General features: G+C 28.6%; 18 protein-coding genes. 2 read left to right on the top strand and 16 right to left on the bottom strand.

The window, feature by feature from the left end:
- Positions 1-46 precede the first annotated feature (46 nt).
- Both ACZ2V4_RS09710 and ACZ2V4_RS09715 read left to right on the top strand, forming a co-directional pair.
- Positions 47-1,939, top strand: a complete 1,893-nt coding sequence (locus tag ACZ2V4_RS09710; protein ID WP_490514799.1) for an HsdM family class I SAM-dependent methyltransferase — start codon at positions 47-49, stop codon at positions 1,937-1,939.
- Complete coding sequence (locus ACZ2V4_RS09715; RefSeq protein WP_490514800.1) at positions 1,932-2,996, top strand: restriction endonuclease subunit S; 1,065 nt, start codon at positions 1,932-1,934, stop codon at positions 2,994-2,996. The genes ACZ2V4_RS09710 and ACZ2V4_RS09715 overlap by 8 nt, the downstream gene beginning before the upstream one ends.
- A 237-nt stretch (positions 2,997-3,233) precedes the next feature.
- Here the strand turns inward: ACZ2V4_RS09715 and ACZ2V4_RS09720 are convergent, their stop codons facing one another.
- The 16 genes from ACZ2V4_RS09720 to ACZ2V4_RS09795 all read right to left on the bottom strand — a co-directional run bounded on the left by ACZ2V4_RS09720 (position 3,234) and on the right by ACZ2V4_RS09795 (position 16,799).
- Positions 3,234-4,097 carry a YecA family protein gene (locus tag ACZ2V4_RS09720; protein WP_490514801.1) on the bottom strand — a complete coding sequence of 288 codons (864 nt, stop codon included), beginning with the start codon at positions 4,095-4,097 and terminating at the stop codon, positions 3,234-3,236.
- Positions 4,098-4,122: 25 nt separating this feature from the next.
- Positions 4,123-4,767, bottom strand: coding sequence for a class A sortase (locus ACZ2V4_RS09725; RefSeq protein WP_490514802.1), 645 nt, complete (start codon positions 4,765-4,767; stop codon positions 4,123-4,125).
- A 302-nt stretch (positions 4,768-5,069) separates the two neighbouring features.
- Positions 5,070-5,309 (bottom strand): hypothetical protein, encoded by a 240-nt coding sequence (locus ACZ2V4_RS09730; RefSeq protein WP_490514803.1) that lies wholly within the window; start codon positions 5,307-5,309, stop codon positions 5,070-5,072.
- A 61-nt stretch (positions 5,310-5,370) separates the two neighbouring features.
- Complete coding sequence (locus tag ACZ2V4_RS09735) at positions 5,371-5,694, bottom strand: hypothetical protein (protein ID WP_490514804.1); 324 nt, start codon at positions 5,692-5,694, stop codon at positions 5,371-5,373.
- Positions 5,695-5,754: 60 nt separating this feature from the next.
- On the bottom strand, positions 5,755-6,213 hold the full coding sequence (locus ACZ2V4_RS09740; protein ID WP_283708261.1) for a restriction endonuclease: 459 nt from the start codon (positions 6,211-6,213) through the stop codon (positions 5,755-5,757).
- A complete protein-coding gene (locus ACZ2V4_RS09745; protein ID WP_490514805.1) occupies positions 6,210-7,508 on the bottom strand; it encodes a DUF3991 domain-containing protein in 1,299 nt (432 codons plus the stop codon). The genes ACZ2V4_RS09740 and ACZ2V4_RS09745 overlap by 4 nt, the downstream gene beginning before the upstream one ends.
- A 146-nt stretch (positions 7,509-7,654) precedes the next feature.
- Positions 7,655-8,095, bottom strand: a complete 441-nt coding sequence (locus tag ACZ2V4_RS09750) for a CPBP family intramembrane glutamic endopeptidase (RefSeq protein WP_490514806.1) — start codon at positions 8,093-8,095, stop codon at positions 7,655-7,657.
- A 48-nt stretch (positions 8,096-8,143) separates the two neighbouring features.
- A complete protein-coding gene (locus ACZ2V4_RS09755) occupies positions 8,144-10,279 on the bottom strand; it encodes a type IA DNA topoisomerase (protein WP_490514807.1) in 2,136 nt (711 codons plus the stop codon).
- Between the two features lie 56 nt (positions 10,280-10,335).
- The gene (locus tag ACZ2V4_RS09760) at positions 10,336-12,288 is read right to left on the bottom strand and encodes a zincin-like metallopeptidase domain-containing protein (protein ID WP_490514808.1); all 1,953 of its coding nucleotides are present in this window, start codon (positions 12,286-12,288) and stop codon (positions 10,336-10,338) included.
- Positions 12,289-12,290: 2 nt separating this feature from the next.
- Positions 12,291-12,479, bottom strand: coding sequence for a hypothetical protein (locus ACZ2V4_RS09765; protein ID WP_041636563.1), 189 nt, complete (start codon positions 12,477-12,479; stop codon positions 12,291-12,293).
- A gap of 32 nt (positions 12,480-12,511) precedes the next feature.
- Positions 12,512-12,805, bottom strand: coding sequence for a hypothetical protein (locus tag ACZ2V4_RS09770; RefSeq protein WP_012655855.1), 294 nt, complete (start codon positions 12,803-12,805; stop codon positions 12,512-12,514).
- Positions 12,806-12,864: 59 nt separating this feature from the next.
- The gene (mobP2, locus tag ACZ2V4_RS09775; RefSeq protein ID WP_490514809.1) at positions 12,865-14,280 is read right to left on the bottom strand and encodes a MobP2 family relaxase; all 1,416 of its coding nucleotides are present in this window, start codon (positions 14,278-14,280) and stop codon (positions 12,865-12,867) included.
- Between the two features lie 17 nt (positions 14,281-14,297).
- Entirely contained in the window at positions 14,298-14,648 is a 351-nt protein-coding gene (locus tag ACZ2V4_RS09780) for a hypothetical protein (RefSeq protein WP_490514810.1), read from the bottom strand.
- Between the two features lie 24 nt (positions 14,649-14,672).
- Positions 14,673-14,939: a hypothetical protein gene (locus ACZ2V4_RS09785; protein WP_490514811.1), complete on the bottom strand. Its 267-nt coding sequence runs from the start codon at positions 14,937-14,939 to the stop codon at positions 14,673-14,675.
- A 321-nt stretch (positions 14,940-15,260) separates the two neighbouring features.
- Positions 15,261-16,103 (bottom strand): hypothetical protein, encoded by an 843-nt coding sequence (locus ACZ2V4_RS09790; RefSeq protein WP_103214380.1) that lies wholly within the window; start codon positions 16,101-16,103, stop codon positions 15,261-15,263.
- A gap of 21 nt (positions 16,104-16,124) precedes the next feature.
- Complete coding sequence (locus tag ACZ2V4_RS09795) at positions 16,125-16,799, bottom strand: hypothetical protein (RefSeq protein ID WP_012655851.1); 675 nt, start codon at positions 16,797-16,799, stop codon at positions 16,125-16,127.
- Positions 16,800-16,811 lie beyond the last annotated feature (12 nt).

Here is a 16,811-nt window from a genome sequence, read left to right on the forward strand (position 1 = left end):
TATATGACATACTATAATTACTAGTCAAACGAGAGGAAAATCAGATATGAACGAAAAAACTGGAATTGATCAATTTATGCGTAAAGAAATAGAGAAATTTAATATACATTACGATGAACAACAAAGCTCTAACATTGAAATTCGTGAAGCTTTAAAAACAGCGAGTAAAGGCCTTACAGGAAAAAGAGGAGCACCCGAGTTCATTTTATTCAGCAAGGGTTACTTGATACTTGTAGAGGATAAAAAAGATATACATAAAATTGAGTTTAAAAATGATAATGATGAACTTGTTCTGGATGATCCTACAATTTTACGTGATTATGCGACGAATGGTGCCGTTCATTATGCTAAACACATCATCAATAACACGTCTACTATAAAAGAATGTTTTACCATCGGTGCTGCTGGTGATGGTCATTCTAATATTATCAAGCTTTATTATGTAGATGAAAAAAATCATAAACCCTTAGCTGATTTAAAGACACTTGAAGATTTACATCCTGATAATATTCAAGAATTCTATAAAGTTTCTGTTCTTGGGGACCTTCCTAAAGAAGAACGTGAGTTACGTGAAATCAATAAGATTGCTTCTGATTTACATGAAGATTTACGTAACTATGGATCACTTGAGGGCGAAAAGAAAGCTTCTGTTGTATCTGCTATATTAATAGCGTTAGAAAATGATGAACAACTATTCTCAGTATCTGATTTAAAAGGTCTTGATGTTGAGATGAGAAAAGATGGAGACATTATATTTAGTGCTGTTGAAACGTATCTTGCTAATAAAAGTCTTTTACCACATGCTAAAATCGGCGAATTAAAAGATAACTTTTTATTCATTAAAAATGATATAACTTTAAATCGTGTTCGCACAGATCTTGGCATGACGCCTTTAAAATATTTCACAATCAAACTCAAAGAAAAACTTATGAATGAAATCAAGCAAAGTGATATTGATGTACTTGGTAACTTCTACGGTGAATTTGTTAAGTATGGTGGCAGTGATGGTAACCCATTAGGTATTGTACTTACACCAAGACATATAACATCACTTATGAGTGAACTTATTGACATCAACAAAAATGATTATGTTTTAGACCCGTGCTGTGGCTCCGGTGGTTTTCTTATTTCATCGATGAATAGAATGATGTCACAAGCTGATAATGAAGCTGAAATTGAGGATATAAAGAAAAATAAACTTCATGGCGTTGAGTTACAACAAAAATTGTTTACGATCGCTACTACAAACATGATTTTGCGTGGTGATGGTAAAAGCAACCTACGCCGCGATGATATATTCCATGTTAATACAGATGATTATAGCGATAAAATCACTAAGGTGCTTATCAACCCACCGTATTCACAAGCAAAAAATAAAGATTTACTACATCTATCAGAAATAAGCTTTATTAAACAAGCTCTTATGTTAATTAAACAAGGTGGGAAGTTAGCTGCAATCATTCCACAGAGCACTATGATTGGTAAATCTAAAAAGGAAAAAGATTATAAGCGTGCTATATTAGAAAATAACACTCTTGAAACTGTTATAACAATGAATACAAATACTTTCTATGGAGTAGGAACAAATCCTGCCATTGCTATTTTTACTGCTGGTATACCACATCCTGAGAATAAACGTGTTAATTTCGTCAACTTCAAAGATGATGGATATATTGTACGAAAGCATGTAGGACTTGTTGGTGACGGTACTGAAAAATCTAAGAAAGAATTCTTATTAGATGTTTTAGCAGGTAATGAAGATGCTGATACAAAATTTATTGTGAAATCACAAATAACTTGGGAAGATGAATGGTTACACAGTTTTTATTACTATAACGAGGAGATTCCACCTGAAGAAGATTTTGAAAAAGTTATTGCTGATTATATGACATTCCAGGTAAATATGACACTTAATGGTAGAGGTGATTTATTTGAATAAAAAGTTTAAACCTTTTTTGTTTGAAGATGTCTTTTATATAAAAGACGGTTATTACAATAAAAAACCACCAGCTGTAAATAACAATGATAAAGACTCAATACCTTTTATAGGTGCAACTCAAAACAATAATGGCATTACAGGATTTGTAAAAAAAGATGATGTAATAAAATACGATAAAGTTGGTAATATTTCTAACAAGGATATAAGCAAAAGAATATATAAAGGTGGCTGCATAGCTGTAACGAATAATGGCTCTGTTGGTAATGCTTATTTTCAAAACTCAGAATTCACTTGCTCACACGATGTAACTATCTTGTATGGTATAAACAAAGAAATAAATAAAGAAGTTGCTATGTTTTTAATTGCTATGATTAAATACGCAGGTATGAAGTATACATATGCAAATAAATGGCGTCCTATACGTATGAGAAAATCGATTATTATGTTACCCATAACTGATTCAGGTGAACCTGATTTTGACTGGATGGAGCTGTATATAAAAGCAAAATATAACAAAAAACTCAATGAATCTAAAATATTTAGAAAAAATACAACATCTACAATAAACAAAACTATGTGGTCTGAATTCAAATTTGAGGATGTGTTCGACATCAAAGGTGGTAAAAGACTCACTAAAAATTCTTTTATAAAAGGCAATACACCTTTTATTGGTGCAACAGATTCAAATAATGGTATTACAGCATTCGTCGGTAATAAAAATAACAGTCTTGATTCTAATGTTTTAGGTGTTAACTATAACGGTAGTGTGGTAGAAAACTTTTATCACCCATATGAAGCTATATTTTCTGATGATGTAAAAAGAATAAAATTGAAACATCACAACGGTAATGCACATATATATTTATTCTTGAAAACGTGTATTTTAAAACAAAAACAAAAATATCAATATGGATATAAATTCAATACGGAAAGAATGAAGAAACAAATAATCATGCTCCCATCAACACCATCAGGAGAACCTGACTATGAATACATGGAAAACTACATGAAGAAAATTCAAAATAATCACATTGATAAATTATCAGTATTACAATAAAAAAATTTGATAAGCTCTTTATAAAGTTGATACTTAAAAATCGAAAACTTTATAAAGAGCTTTTAAATTTAAAAATATAAAAAATTAATTCAAAATTATATTTATAGTAATTATACTCTTGCTTGAATAACAAAATATAATTTAAATATTTGAATCTGTAACTATCTTTCTCTTACATTCTTTTTCTTCAATAACCACTTTTATATAGTACAACTGTTATTAAGAATCTTTTTAAAATTATTTAATATGGCATTTTTTCACTTTCTTTCCACTTCCGCAAGGACATAAATCATTTCTATTAACTTTTACATCATTAATATCTGAATATAACTTTACAGTTTTCTTATTTAAAGTATTTATAGATTTTTCCACTAACAAGTTATAAAATTTATGATCCCAATTACCCTCAGTAGTATCCCAATAGTGAAAACCTGCTGTCATCTCTAAAAGATAATCAGGTTTCTTACACAATGCTAGACCTATAAATGTAGTAGCTAAAACTTCTATTTGTTCCCATGTTAATGGCATAATATTTTTTAAATCAATCTTTTCAGATTCTTTTTTCGACCAGATTACTGGTAATACATATGTTAAAAAATTCATTTGATTTAATCTAGCTATTTTTACTGATTTTTCATATGAAGAATAATTTGGTTTTTGGTATATCTCTTTAAACTTTGATAATGATTGTTGGTAAGATTTATTCATAATAATATTTTCACATTCTATTTCAAAGGGTAATACCTCATATGTTTCACAGTTTTTAGGTATTTCTTTAACTAAATACTCTACAGGGCCAATAAAATTTGCATCTACAACATAATCTAATGGATTCAACAACCCTTGATTTACATCATGTAGTCTTATAGCTTTGTACCACTCTGATTTATCTATTATTAAATAGTCTTCGGATTCAAAAATATATAGTTTTTCAGGATATCTTAAACAAGTTAAAATAGAATTTGTTATTAAATTTTGTAAATTATCAGCATTGATACACCATATATAATAATCGTTTTTCGTTACATAATGAATATTTTTAAGTTCATTAAATTTAGTATATTTTGAATAATTTGTACTTCTCCAAGTAGCTAATAACATCTAATTCACCTCTTATAATATGTTTTTAATTATTAATAGTCTTAATTAACTTTCCTCTAACCATCCAACGTGCTGTTCCTTTTATATCAGTACAAGTAATTAATGTAATAATTTTATCTCCCTCTGCATCTGCAACTACATCTCCTCTATTAACGTCTAGTACTTCAGTTTTAATAACTTTATATACATATGTTCTATCCTTATCTGTTAGATATGCTAAATTTCCTTTTTTTACTCTCATTAATGGTGAAAACAATAAGTTTTCATTCGGCATATGATGTCCTGCAATCGCATAGTTACGTTTTCCCATCTCTTGACCTGGTTTCATCGTACCAGTCGCAACATTTAGATTTTCATTTGTTAAGCCTTCTAATACAGGCAGGTCCAGATTCACTTCAGGTATCTGAATATATCCAACAAGAAAGTTCATATTCACTTCTTGAAATTTAGGAATTCTACTTAATGACTGTATAGCACTTGGGTCATATGATATAGAATCATAATTCTCTGTATTTTCTTGATAACCTATATTGTTTGTATCGACAGTACCATTATTATTAATCGATGATATACTATCATCTGTCGCTTGCTGCATTGCATTGATTTTCTTTTTATTTTCTTTGATCGTTTCTTTAGATACATTGTGTGTTTCTTCATGAATTCGATTCATATGATAGGGTTCTATTACATTATTAATTACATAAGGTGCAGCACTTATCAGTAATCCTACTATTATAAATAATGCAAATAGACTTTTTATTATATTATCTTTTTTCAAAATTGTTCCTCCATTAAAAAAACTGCCTAAAATGATTTTAATCATTTCAGGCAGTTTTTAATATTTATAAATTTTCTTGAATTGTGGATACTGGTATTTCATATTGCTCACCATCATATTCAATGGGCTCATTATCTAAAATTGTTTCGCTATTTGAAGTATATTCTTTTTCATAACTCACAATATCTTCCTCCTTACTTTTTATTTTTTTGTTCTAGGTGATCCTTATAAGCTAACAAATCACTTTTCAAATACAGATGTGTGGGCTTTGTGGATTCTGAATTAAGATTTAGGGTTACAAACGGCTTGATGATACCTCTATTACATGAAGATACAAAAGCTGTTCTTGATTGTCCTGTTATCTTGTGGGCATCCATACCCCTAATAATATTTTCTTCTATCCACTTTTTCATGTTTGCATCACTTTTATTCATATGTTCACCTTTTATTAAACTATTTTAATAAAGTTTAACATATAACATTTAACATATAAAATTATAGATAATATTCTTTCATACTCTTTATGGTCTTTTTATATTCAGACAACCTTTTTTCTTCAGATTTAATAAATATAAGTTCTTGTTTCGCTAGAATATCTAAAAAATAGGAAATAAGTTCTTTATTTTTAGTAAAAGCAACGGTCCCTCTACCATTTGAAAGTCTAATGATTTTATCTATATCAGAGTGGTTAATATGTCCTTTTGCTAAACAAGGGTGATATTCTATCGTATACATATCTTTCAATTCTGCCTTAATATTTAATTGAAAAACATCAAACGTATCTTTCTTATTACAAAATACACAATATATCTTTTCCATAGTACCTCTCCTACTAATATAATACTATAAGCCTTACAAAATAGCTATGTATATATATAGCTATTTTGTAAGTTTTTTTATTTCCTTTAATTTATCTCTGTCACATAAATTAACTCCAATTGATTCAGCTAGTTTCTTTGCACTAGACGTAAAATAAGAGTTTGTAAATACAAATGCCTCATCTGCCCTATAGTATCCTTTTGCTGAATATACTTCCTGGACTGCTTTAATTCCAACTTTCCCTTTATATCTCTTAGCTTGAATCACGATAATATCTTTTTCACTTTTTAACACTAAATCAGCACCAAAATCATTTGATGACTTTGTAACTATCGATCTATATCCCATTTCATGAAAAAGTGATTTTAAATAGTTCTCAAATTCTTTGCCAGTCATATGATCTATCGCAGATAGACCAGAAGAAGCTAATCTTTTATTAGCTTTTTTGTGTCTCGATTTCTTTATAATAAAGTAAATACAGACTATCAAAAATCCTGAAAAAATGATAATCTCTATCATCTTTCAATCTCTTCATCTTTATTTTTTACTGGATTAATATCTATATCTTGTGCACTTTTTCGTACTAAAGGTCTATTTAGCTCTTTAATATTATTTTCTTTTATATATTTTAATACTTCATTCCAATCTTTCGTTGTTTCAATATAACTGATATCAAATTTGATTTCTGACATAGTATCTTTAATTTTCTTTTTACTATGCGCTTTGCCATCTAAGGTATAGTCCAGATCATTATAGTTCAATACATACTCATCTTTAACATTTCTGTACAGCTTAATATCTGTATTGTTAATTGTAATATTAGTATTATTATCATGTTCTAAAATCTCTAAGAAACTTTCTATATCCATATTTGAATTGGTTATTTTATTTTTTTCAAATCTTGGAGGCAGAGAACTATATGTTGTCGTCTCTTGATTACCTATTTGTACTGAAGCTGATTTTTCACGTACAAATCTTCTGCCTGCTTTGTCATTATCTACACATAAGACAACATTTTCTGGTAATTTACCTGTATCATCATAAATATCTTTCATTGCCTGGTACATTGTATTTTCTTTCAATCCATTCATACTTATAAATCTAGAATTTATTGGCTGATAGATTGATGCGTATGATAATGCATCTATCGAAGATTCGAATACAAATAGATTTTCTGGTTTACCAAAAGTGACCGAAAAACCTCTATTTTCAGGTACACCTGATGCTATTTTCATGAATCTTTTTTCGCCTGTACCTCTTTCTTCATGACCAATGATTTCACCATTTTTATGCCACATAAATGCAACGTTTTCATATTTGTCAGTTTGGCGGATTATACCTTTATCTATTAGCTTTTCTACTAAAGTAGGATTTATTCCTCTTTGTTCTACTAAATATTCTTCTGCTTTTGATGTATTATCTCCCATATGATTTCTATCATACGTATATGGTTCTTCTACCTTCTTGTATTTACTATAATCAACTGTCTTTATCAGTTCATCTGCATTTTCCATAACGTCTCTGACTGCACTTCTAAAGTCCATATCAAAATACACTCTAGCAAATCCTACAGCACCATAACCACCTTCATCACGACTATACCAGTTAAATACATTTTCAGATGGTGTTATTTTTAATGAATCATGTTCAGCTAACTGAAATGTTCCCTTGGAAGATTTTTGGACCATTAACCCTTTTTTCTCGATATAATCCATAATATTAACACTATTTGCCTGTTTTACCAGTTCGTCAGGTAACTTTCTATTTTTCACTGAATAAATTTTTGCTATTTCTTCATTAGAATATTTTTTCATAATATCTCTCCTCAAAATAAAAGAAGCTAGATCCTATTTTTAGAATCTAGCTTCTTAATTTATATAATTTTGGTGGTCTATAAATTTAGTAAAGTACTTTCGTTATCGATCCCTTTTTACTGATAATCCGTATTCTTTCATAACGATCACCTTGTATTGATAAGTAGTATAGTGAATATAAAGATGTTAAAAATACTATGTGTGATGATAGATACAAAAATACTATTAGATTTATGATAGACTAAACAATAAATTAGCCCATTAATTATAAGAGGTATTGTTAGTATCATATCTTTACCATGTACTAACCCAAATACAAAAGAACTTATAATTGCAGTCACAATATTTATAGGGTATTCAGCATTTTTACGAAATAACAAGTATCTAAAAATAAATTCTTCAATTACAGGAGCTGCTAAAAAAGTAATAAACATCGCAGATATATTATTTAACAATTCTCCTGTTTTATTTATATCATTGTTTACGATGTCTATATGTAATAGATTAAATATTATTCCACATATTAGCTGAGTAAAAATTAGTAACAATACCCCTATTGTGCACCATCTGATATATTTATTAATCATAAATCCCCTCCTATAATAAAATAAATAACGCTATATATAAATATAGCGTTATTTATTGAAATTGAAAACTGTCTTGTAATCTTTATCTAGCATTAATTCTGTATCAAATGTCCCTTTCTTTCCTTTAAAGCCTTTAATTTTTGTTGTTTTACCTTTATTTATTAGCTGTTTTATATTTGATTCACTTAGTTTTTTAGATGCAATAACACTATTTATGGTAAAGCCACATTTTTCACTACACGCATAGAAATCATATTTATTCGTCTTGATATGCTTGATATAACCCTTATTACATTTCGGACATATTCCTAATCCTTTACCTTCACTTTGTTTAACACTTTCTAAAGTTGAAGTCTTTACATTTTCATTCACCATAGCTGGTATATCCTTAAACAGTTGTTGAATAAATATTTCGATGCCTTCTATAAAGTTTTGTTGAGTTTCTTTGCCATCACTAATGAATTTTAATTTCTCTTCCCATTTCCCAGTCATCTCAGCACTACTTATCAATGATCCTTCCAGGGCACTACATAATAACCTACCTTTCTCTGTTGTTCTCAACTTTTTCTTATCAACTGTAATATAACCTTTATCGATTATATTCTTAACAATAGCAGAACGTGTAGCCGGTGTACCTATCCCTGCTGATAGACTTTCTCTTAGTTCTTCATCCTCTATTGTCTTTCCACAAGTTTCCATCAATCCTCCTTCTCCTCCAAGTGTTGCTTCTGTTAGGTATGATGGTGGCTTTGTTCGTCCTTCCTTACCATATATACTAAGTTCAACTTGTTCACCTTCTTCAAATGACGGTAAAGTTGTTGTCTTTTCTTCTTCAGTATCGTTACTTAAATTTTTCCACCCTTGAATTTTTGGTGTATTACCACTAGTTTTAAATATAACATCATTCACAACTATCTCTACTTTAGTTTGTTCATAGTGATAATCATCTGCAAAGATGGCCAGAGTTTGTTTCACTACTGCATCATATATATTCTTTTCTTGAACAGATAGGTCATCATATTGTTGCTGAGATGGTATTGTTTTTGTAGGAACGATAGCATAGTGTTCTAACACCTTATCGTTATCTACATAAGTCTTACGTGGTTCTGTATATTTAACGTCAAATGTAAGATTCAAAAGACTTTTATAATCTTCTAAATGATTTTTCAGATACTCGTACTCTGCTGTTGTAATTAAACTGCTGTCTGTTCTAGGGTATGATAAGAACCCTTTATCATATAATGACTGTACATAGCTTAGTGTCTGATCCAAGCTATATCCCCATTTATTATTTCCGACCTTTTGAATACCACCTAATTTAAACAATTTAGGTGCCTTTGTTGTTTTAGGAGTAACTGTAATTGATTTAACTTCTCCTGGAATATCACTTAATCCATGATTATTGATATATTCATTTATTTCATTATTACTATCTAACCTTACATTACTTTTTAATTGATATTTAATACTGTCTTTCTCACCACCAGCGACTAAATCAAAGTATATTTTCTCTTTGAAGTTCTCAATTTCTTTTTCTCTGTTATAGATCATAAATAATGTTGGTGTCTGCACACGTCCTACAGAAAAAGCACCGTCTGTTCTAACACCTTTATTTTGAAGTAGTAGAGTAATCAACCTTGTTAGATTCATGCCTACTAAGTAATCGCTCTTTCCACGTGCTTCAGCTTCTACATAATATCTATATGTTTCTTTTCCATCCTTTAATTTCCTGAAGAAGTTCTTTAACTCAGTTGGCTCTTGTGTATTTGCCCACAATCTTTTAATAGGAATATCTTTGATGCCTAATAAATTTAATACATAGTACGCAATAGCTTCTCCCTCTCTATCAGGATCTGTAGCAATGACGATTTGGTCACTATTAGTCAGAGCTTTCAACAGTTTCTTCATAGAATTAAACTGGTCCTTAACTGAATACTTCGATTGATATTTAAATTGTTTAGGTAAGAATGGCAAATCCTCTAAGTTCCATTTTGCATATTTTTCATCATATTCTTTCATCGGTGCAAGTTCTACAAGATGACCAATACACCAAGTGATATAAACTTCACCTGGAAATACATCCGTTTTACCTTCTAAATAACCTGTTTTTCTACTAAAACTGCCTAGTGCTGCTCCATATTTTTTCGCTTGATCCGGCTTTTCTGCAATTATAACTGTTTTCATTAATAATCCTACTTTCTATTCTAAAATTTACTTAGCCCCTGGATTGGGGCTAAAAGTTAATTTAATTCCATTTTCTTTTCATGTGTGCTTTCTCTCGATATACTACTTTCTTTCATATTATCAATAGATTTTTGATATATATCAGGGACACCATTTAAATCTGCATCAATTTTCACTTGTTCCATAACGGTCTTATTATTAAATACATTAAAATCCCCATCAAATAATTTATGATGAGGATTAGTATATAATTCATAAGTAAATGCTTCTATATCAAAATTATTACTCTTTATATTCTTTGATAACACTTTGAGAGGCATTACTTGGTTAGTTTCTTTTATATGAATGATTGGTTGTTTAAAATTCCCATCTATATCTAACCCCACTGTTTTAGTCTTAGATAGTTCATCCAATCTTTTTACTAAATACGATGGTTTAGATATTTCTGTAGTCTTTAGTGCAATCCCTGTTTTAGTATTTGATTTAATAGGTAAATATGATTGAAGTTCTTTAAATTCTTCAAAATCCATAGGGTAGTTTCCATCTAATGAAATATTATCAATAACCGTTACATTATTAGTCTTATCAAATAACTCTATGCACTCTTTATAAAACTGGCTAGCCTCTTTTGATTGGTTGCTTATATCTATATCAGATATGTTTGCTATCTGATTACTTACTTTTAATCTGTCATCTTGGATTTCTACTAAATTTATTGCAGTAGTATTAAAATCAATTCCTGTTCGATCAAACTCTGAATTTTCTAGTTTAGTAACAAGTGCATCTCTGATATCACTTAAATCACTAGATTTTATGTTGTTAGGATTGTTTATTACTAGATAGCTTCTATCTATAAAGTTAGTATCTGTTTGTTCTAGTATTTCAAGATCTGTTCCTTTTCTAATTTTTATATCAGAAGATTTAAACAAATCTTTAATTTCATTTTCATGTAATTCAATAAGTCCTTTGTAATCATCATATTTATAATTACTCAACGATAATCTAATTTCACTGATATTATTAGTATTTAATTCATTTTGCATTTCTTTTAAAAACTCCTTAGAAATATTTTCTTCAATTCCATTTATAATACGAGATGACGTATGCTGTATATCCTTTAAAGATGATTCTATATCTTTTATGTTCGTTAGATTATCAGTCCAGCTAGCTATATATGGAATTGTTTGTTCAGACGTATCAATACCAAAATGTTTATTAACAACAAAAGAAGTTAATTCTGCTTCTAATTCTTTTACATTTAATCCTTTATATTCTTTATCATGTGTACTTTCCATATTATGCATTAAAGCATGTGCTGTTTCATGAACTAGTGTCATTACATTTTCACTTTCAGTATTTAATCCATTTAATGCAATCCTATGATTTAATGGTTCATAGTATCCTTTTGCAGTACCTAAGCCATTTACACTGAAATTTTCAACGCTAACAGGTATTCTTAATTTCTCTAAGTATTTTATATTAGCTTTTTTAATTTCTAATGCTAACTTTGGATTATCTAATTTCAAATCTATTCGAGCATTTGGATATACCTTCGGATAATCTTCTGGTTTCGCATTAGTTTGTGTTAAATCATAAACCGGTGCTAGTTTATAGAAAGTTTTTTGCACTGTTTTAATTTCTTTATTTTTTACTTTCTCTCTTTCTTCTTTAGTAGCATACTTCAATTGTTTTAAATTATCATTTCCAAGTTTCATATAAGTAACTTTATTTGGAGCTAGTATTTTTATGGGCTTCTGATTTTCAAGGATATCAAAACCTAATTCTTTAAACTTCTCTTTTGATGCTACAAATTCTGCACCTGGATATTGATTTTTCATCATTCCTATATTTCTAGGCGAATAATCGTACATATTTGACATAAACTCAAAATATTCTTTGACATCTTCTACATTCATTTTATGAAATGATATTTGTTCAAGTGCATCATCAGCCCATTTTTTCTTTTCTTCTTCTTTTGCTTTAGCCCAGGATTTTTTATTATATGCCATAACTAGTCCTCCACTATTTTATTTTCTGATAAATCAACTGTTACAAATATTTGTTCTTCAGATTCATTGATAAGTTCATAATATTCTTTAGTAGTACTCACAATAATTTCTTTTTTTAATAACGGACTATAGACTTGAACTTTAAGTTCTTCGTCACTGACAGCAACAACTAAACATTGATCTAAATTCATCTCACATACCTCCTGTCAAAAAAATTTTAATTTTAATCAATATAAAAATCTCGTAAATCAAAATTATCAAATAACCAATCTGTAGGTTCGCTGTTGCAATATTCTATCCAGCACTCATCTATTGAATTATTTTGGTCTAACCTGTAATGCACAGCTAGAGCTTTATCACCTTTAATCAAATCAATGCAAGTACTATTTGTTAAATGCTGAAGGATTACTATTAGTCCAACTAACCTTTCTTTTTCATATGATTCTTGAAATTCTATAATTGTTTTTTCATCTCTGTTATTTTCATAGTTGGTATAAAGTACATAACGTTTTTTCATTGTCCTCACCTCCTTTCAAATAAAAAAATTCTTTTAGTTTAATCCAACTAAAAGAATTTTTATCTACCATATTCACTTTCATATCTCTGTCTTTCTAAATCTCTCTGAATATTACTTTGTAATTTATCATGTTCAAACTCTAACTCTCTATCCCTGCGATAACTTCTAAATGTACTTCTGACAGCTTGATTAACTTTAACAGGAGTAATAGGAGGTTTAAACTTTATTGTTCCATTAGATTTTGTTTTTAAATTTCCATCAATATATTTATTCCTATCAACTAATCTTGAATTTTTCACTTTAGTTTTTTCATTGTTTATATTTCCATTATAATTTTTATAAGTCATACTCCTATTCTCTTTTTTTAATTCTTTAAGTAATGCATTCCCCATTCTTCCTTTTAAATCTTCTAATTTATTTTTCGATGGGTCTTTATATCTATTATCTTTTCCTTCACCATATAGATCTTTGTAGAAATCTTCCTCATCTTTTAGTAATTTAGTATATACCTGATAATCTTTTTTATTATTAGTTTTAATATAGTTCATTGTATAGTTATCTATTAAAGGTCTTAAGTTTTTCATCTCTTTATTATTATATTGCCACTTACTTTTTTCTTTCGGTAAATTTTTTCTGATTGTATTTAGCAATTTTATTTGAGATGTTTTTGAATCATCTAACTTTATTGAATGATGTAAAGATGTTCTTAAGTCGCTAATAGCTTTCATATCTTTAGAACGATCTATTAATTTATTTGCAAATACACTTTTCATATTATCAAGCGTTTTTTTCTTCAGCTTTGCTTTAGGCTGTAATTCAAACTCTCCTGTAGGTTCGTAATGTTTACTACCAAGTTTTTTCATTTTCTCTACCATAACAATTGGTCTTGTATTTTTCATTTCGACGATTGAAGTATGAACATGAATATTGTCTGTATCATAATGTATCTCACCACACCATACAGCCGAGCTATCTATTTTTTCTTCCTTCAACATAGTTCTAATAGAAGATCTTACAGCTTCTTTTATTTTTATCTCGTTTAGAAAACCTGTTTCTTCATCATAGAGTTTATGTTTTTTTAAAAATTCATTATCAAACGAATAGACATTCCCCCAGAGAACACTACCGTTTTCTTGGCCTTTATTAAATGCTTCTTTCATTACTTCTTTTTCGTCAGAAGTAAAATGATTAGTATCATCTCCAAATAATCCTGAAGATTTTATATTTTTATTCATATAATTTATATAATTTCCAAAATTGATATTAGGAGGATTATCATAATTATTATTGATAAACTCAAATAATGTTTCATCTCCACCATCTTGTTCATAATCATAAAATTCAGATAATACTTCTTTTTCATTTTGTATTCTTGTATTTTTTTCTTCATACCTCTCATAATAATCAATAATTCCGCTGTAGTTCTTTTTATTATTTCCAACAACAAAATTCGAAATGACTACGATACCAGCCATTCAATCACCTCATTTTTTTAATCAAAAAACATTTCCTCTTTTTTATTTTTTGTTTGTTCTTCAATTGCATTTTCTACTAATTGTTTAGCTGCGTTGTATGATGTTGACAAATTTTCAGTATAAGAAAAGTTAGGTACTAATCCCTGAGTATCTAACTGCATCGTTAACATCTCTAATACAATACATAAATTTTTATCCATGATATTCATTTTCTTTTTAAAATCATAGTCTTCATTGTTAAAGGAATCACTCTTAAATAAAATATATTCAAGAACTTCGTTCATGGTTTTTAAATTTTTTTCAGCTTTTATTTTATGCAAAACTTCATCAACACGATCATTAATATACCAAGTTCTTCTGACACCCATTTCATTTCCTCCCCGTATACTTTTTCAAAATATTTTTTTTACTTCTTCTGTATAACTATTAATTTTATTTGTTTGTTCTTCAATGACATCAATTAATTTATTATTACTAGCTACGACATTTTTTAAAATCTCATCAACTTCTTGTTCTCTCAATTTAAAATTGTCGTGTATCAATGCTTTCTCTAGTATGATATTTATTAATTTATTTTCTGAAATCTCTTTTTCACTACTCAAACTTTTTAACTTTGCTATTACTAACGGATCTTCTATTCGTATTGTTCTTTTAATCATCTCATCTCTCCTACGCTAAAATTATTTTTAGATTTATTTTTACGTATGTATACTGTATGCATACGTACGAGTTATGCATACGCATATTGTATGTATGCATACAGTATGCGTATAGGTATGTTTTATATGCATACAATATACATATAGTGGTGGCACAAAAATTTAAGGATAAATAACTCGGCACTGCCGAGTTCACCACGTTTTGGCACAGCCAAAACATCAAAGTGGTGGCATTACCCCTTATGCTCATGTTTTAAATCTTTAATATATAGTAGAGATTTACACTCCACACAATACTTCCACTGCTTTTTACGTTGCGCTTTAAGATGATATTTTTGAAATATCATCTTCGATTTTTAGCATTTTGTTTCTCAGCTTTAACAATTCTTCGTTATAGTTTGAGATTTCTTTTTCTTTTTCATGAATAGAATTTTGCAATTCACTGATCTTTGCTTCAGCATTTATTTTTTCATTTTCATCAAGAATATTGAGTTCTTTTTGTATTGCATTGATTTGCTTATCAGTAAGTTTGATCTCTTTTTGTTGAGTATCTATTTTCTTTTCTACATTTTTTTGTTCATTTTTGTTAAAAGATAAATGTTCATTCAGACCTTCTTTTACATAAAAAGATTCAGATTTTAATTTCAATTTATCATCAAATATTTTCTTTGGTGTATCAATGTATAATGATAATTCACTAGCTTTATTCTCTTTGTCCTGTGTAATAACATCTTCCTTCATTTTTAAAACAGTCCTTACGAGATGATTTCTCTCTACATCTTTAACTGAAACAACCAGGTAATTCTTTGTAGGTAAATGAAATTCTGTTTTTAATTTTGTTGTAATATCATCCTGATAGTTAGCTTCTGTTTGAAAATTTTCTTTAGCAATCGGAATATAATTTTCATCACTTTTATTATTTTTAAAGTATACCTTTGCAATTAATTCTTTAGTATCTGGATTATATTTCTTTTCAACAAGATAAAATGTATAATCATTTAAACTTTGTCCTTTATACATCTTTGTAGCAAGTTTATTTCCATCTTCTTTAGTAAAATAGCTATAGGCCCAAAAGCTAATGTAAACTGCTATCAAAATAAAAAGGACCTTTTTATAAAAAGGCCCCTTATCTCTACGAGATTTATTTGCGCTAAATAAATTCATACTATAATCTCTCCTATACATTTAATTAAATATTTGTTCAGCTTTTATATCTGATACTGGTGATATTGATACTATTTTTTCAATTTTCCATTCATTATTTTTTTTAATATATGTCGCTTTCATTAAAAAATTTCCGACGGTGCTATCTTCACCAATATGTGATATTGTTTGATACGTTGTTATACCTTCAGCTTGGTTTTCTCCGTTCTCTTTAATATATGTTCTAATATTTTCTGTATCAATACTCACTTCTTTTTGAATATATCCTTCTGTTACATCTTTATTCTTTTGTTGATCTATGCCTTCAGTACTCAACTTACTTATATCATGAATATAGTGATTTTCAATTAAATAATCTTGTGCTTGACCCGTTGTATATGATTTTAATCTTTCATTTGTTTTTTCAATATCTGAGCTATCATTTAAAGTTTTTATAAAATCTTCAGTAAATGATAGCAAATATTCTTGTGCATCATTTTTGTTTACAGTTGTTGGCTCTTCGATAGTATTTTTTTCTTTAGTAGCTGAAAAATTTTTTTCATTTTTTTCGTTAAGTTTTTCAAAATTTTTGATTTTATTTTGAAGTATTTCATTTTCTTTTTCTACATTATTTATTTTAGAATGTGATATGAAGTACCCGATACACAATACGATTGATAAACCTATAATTATAATTCCTGATAATTTGTTATTCATATTAAACATCTC

This window comes from Macrococcus sp. CoH-51_TC_04 (assembly GCF_058188655.1).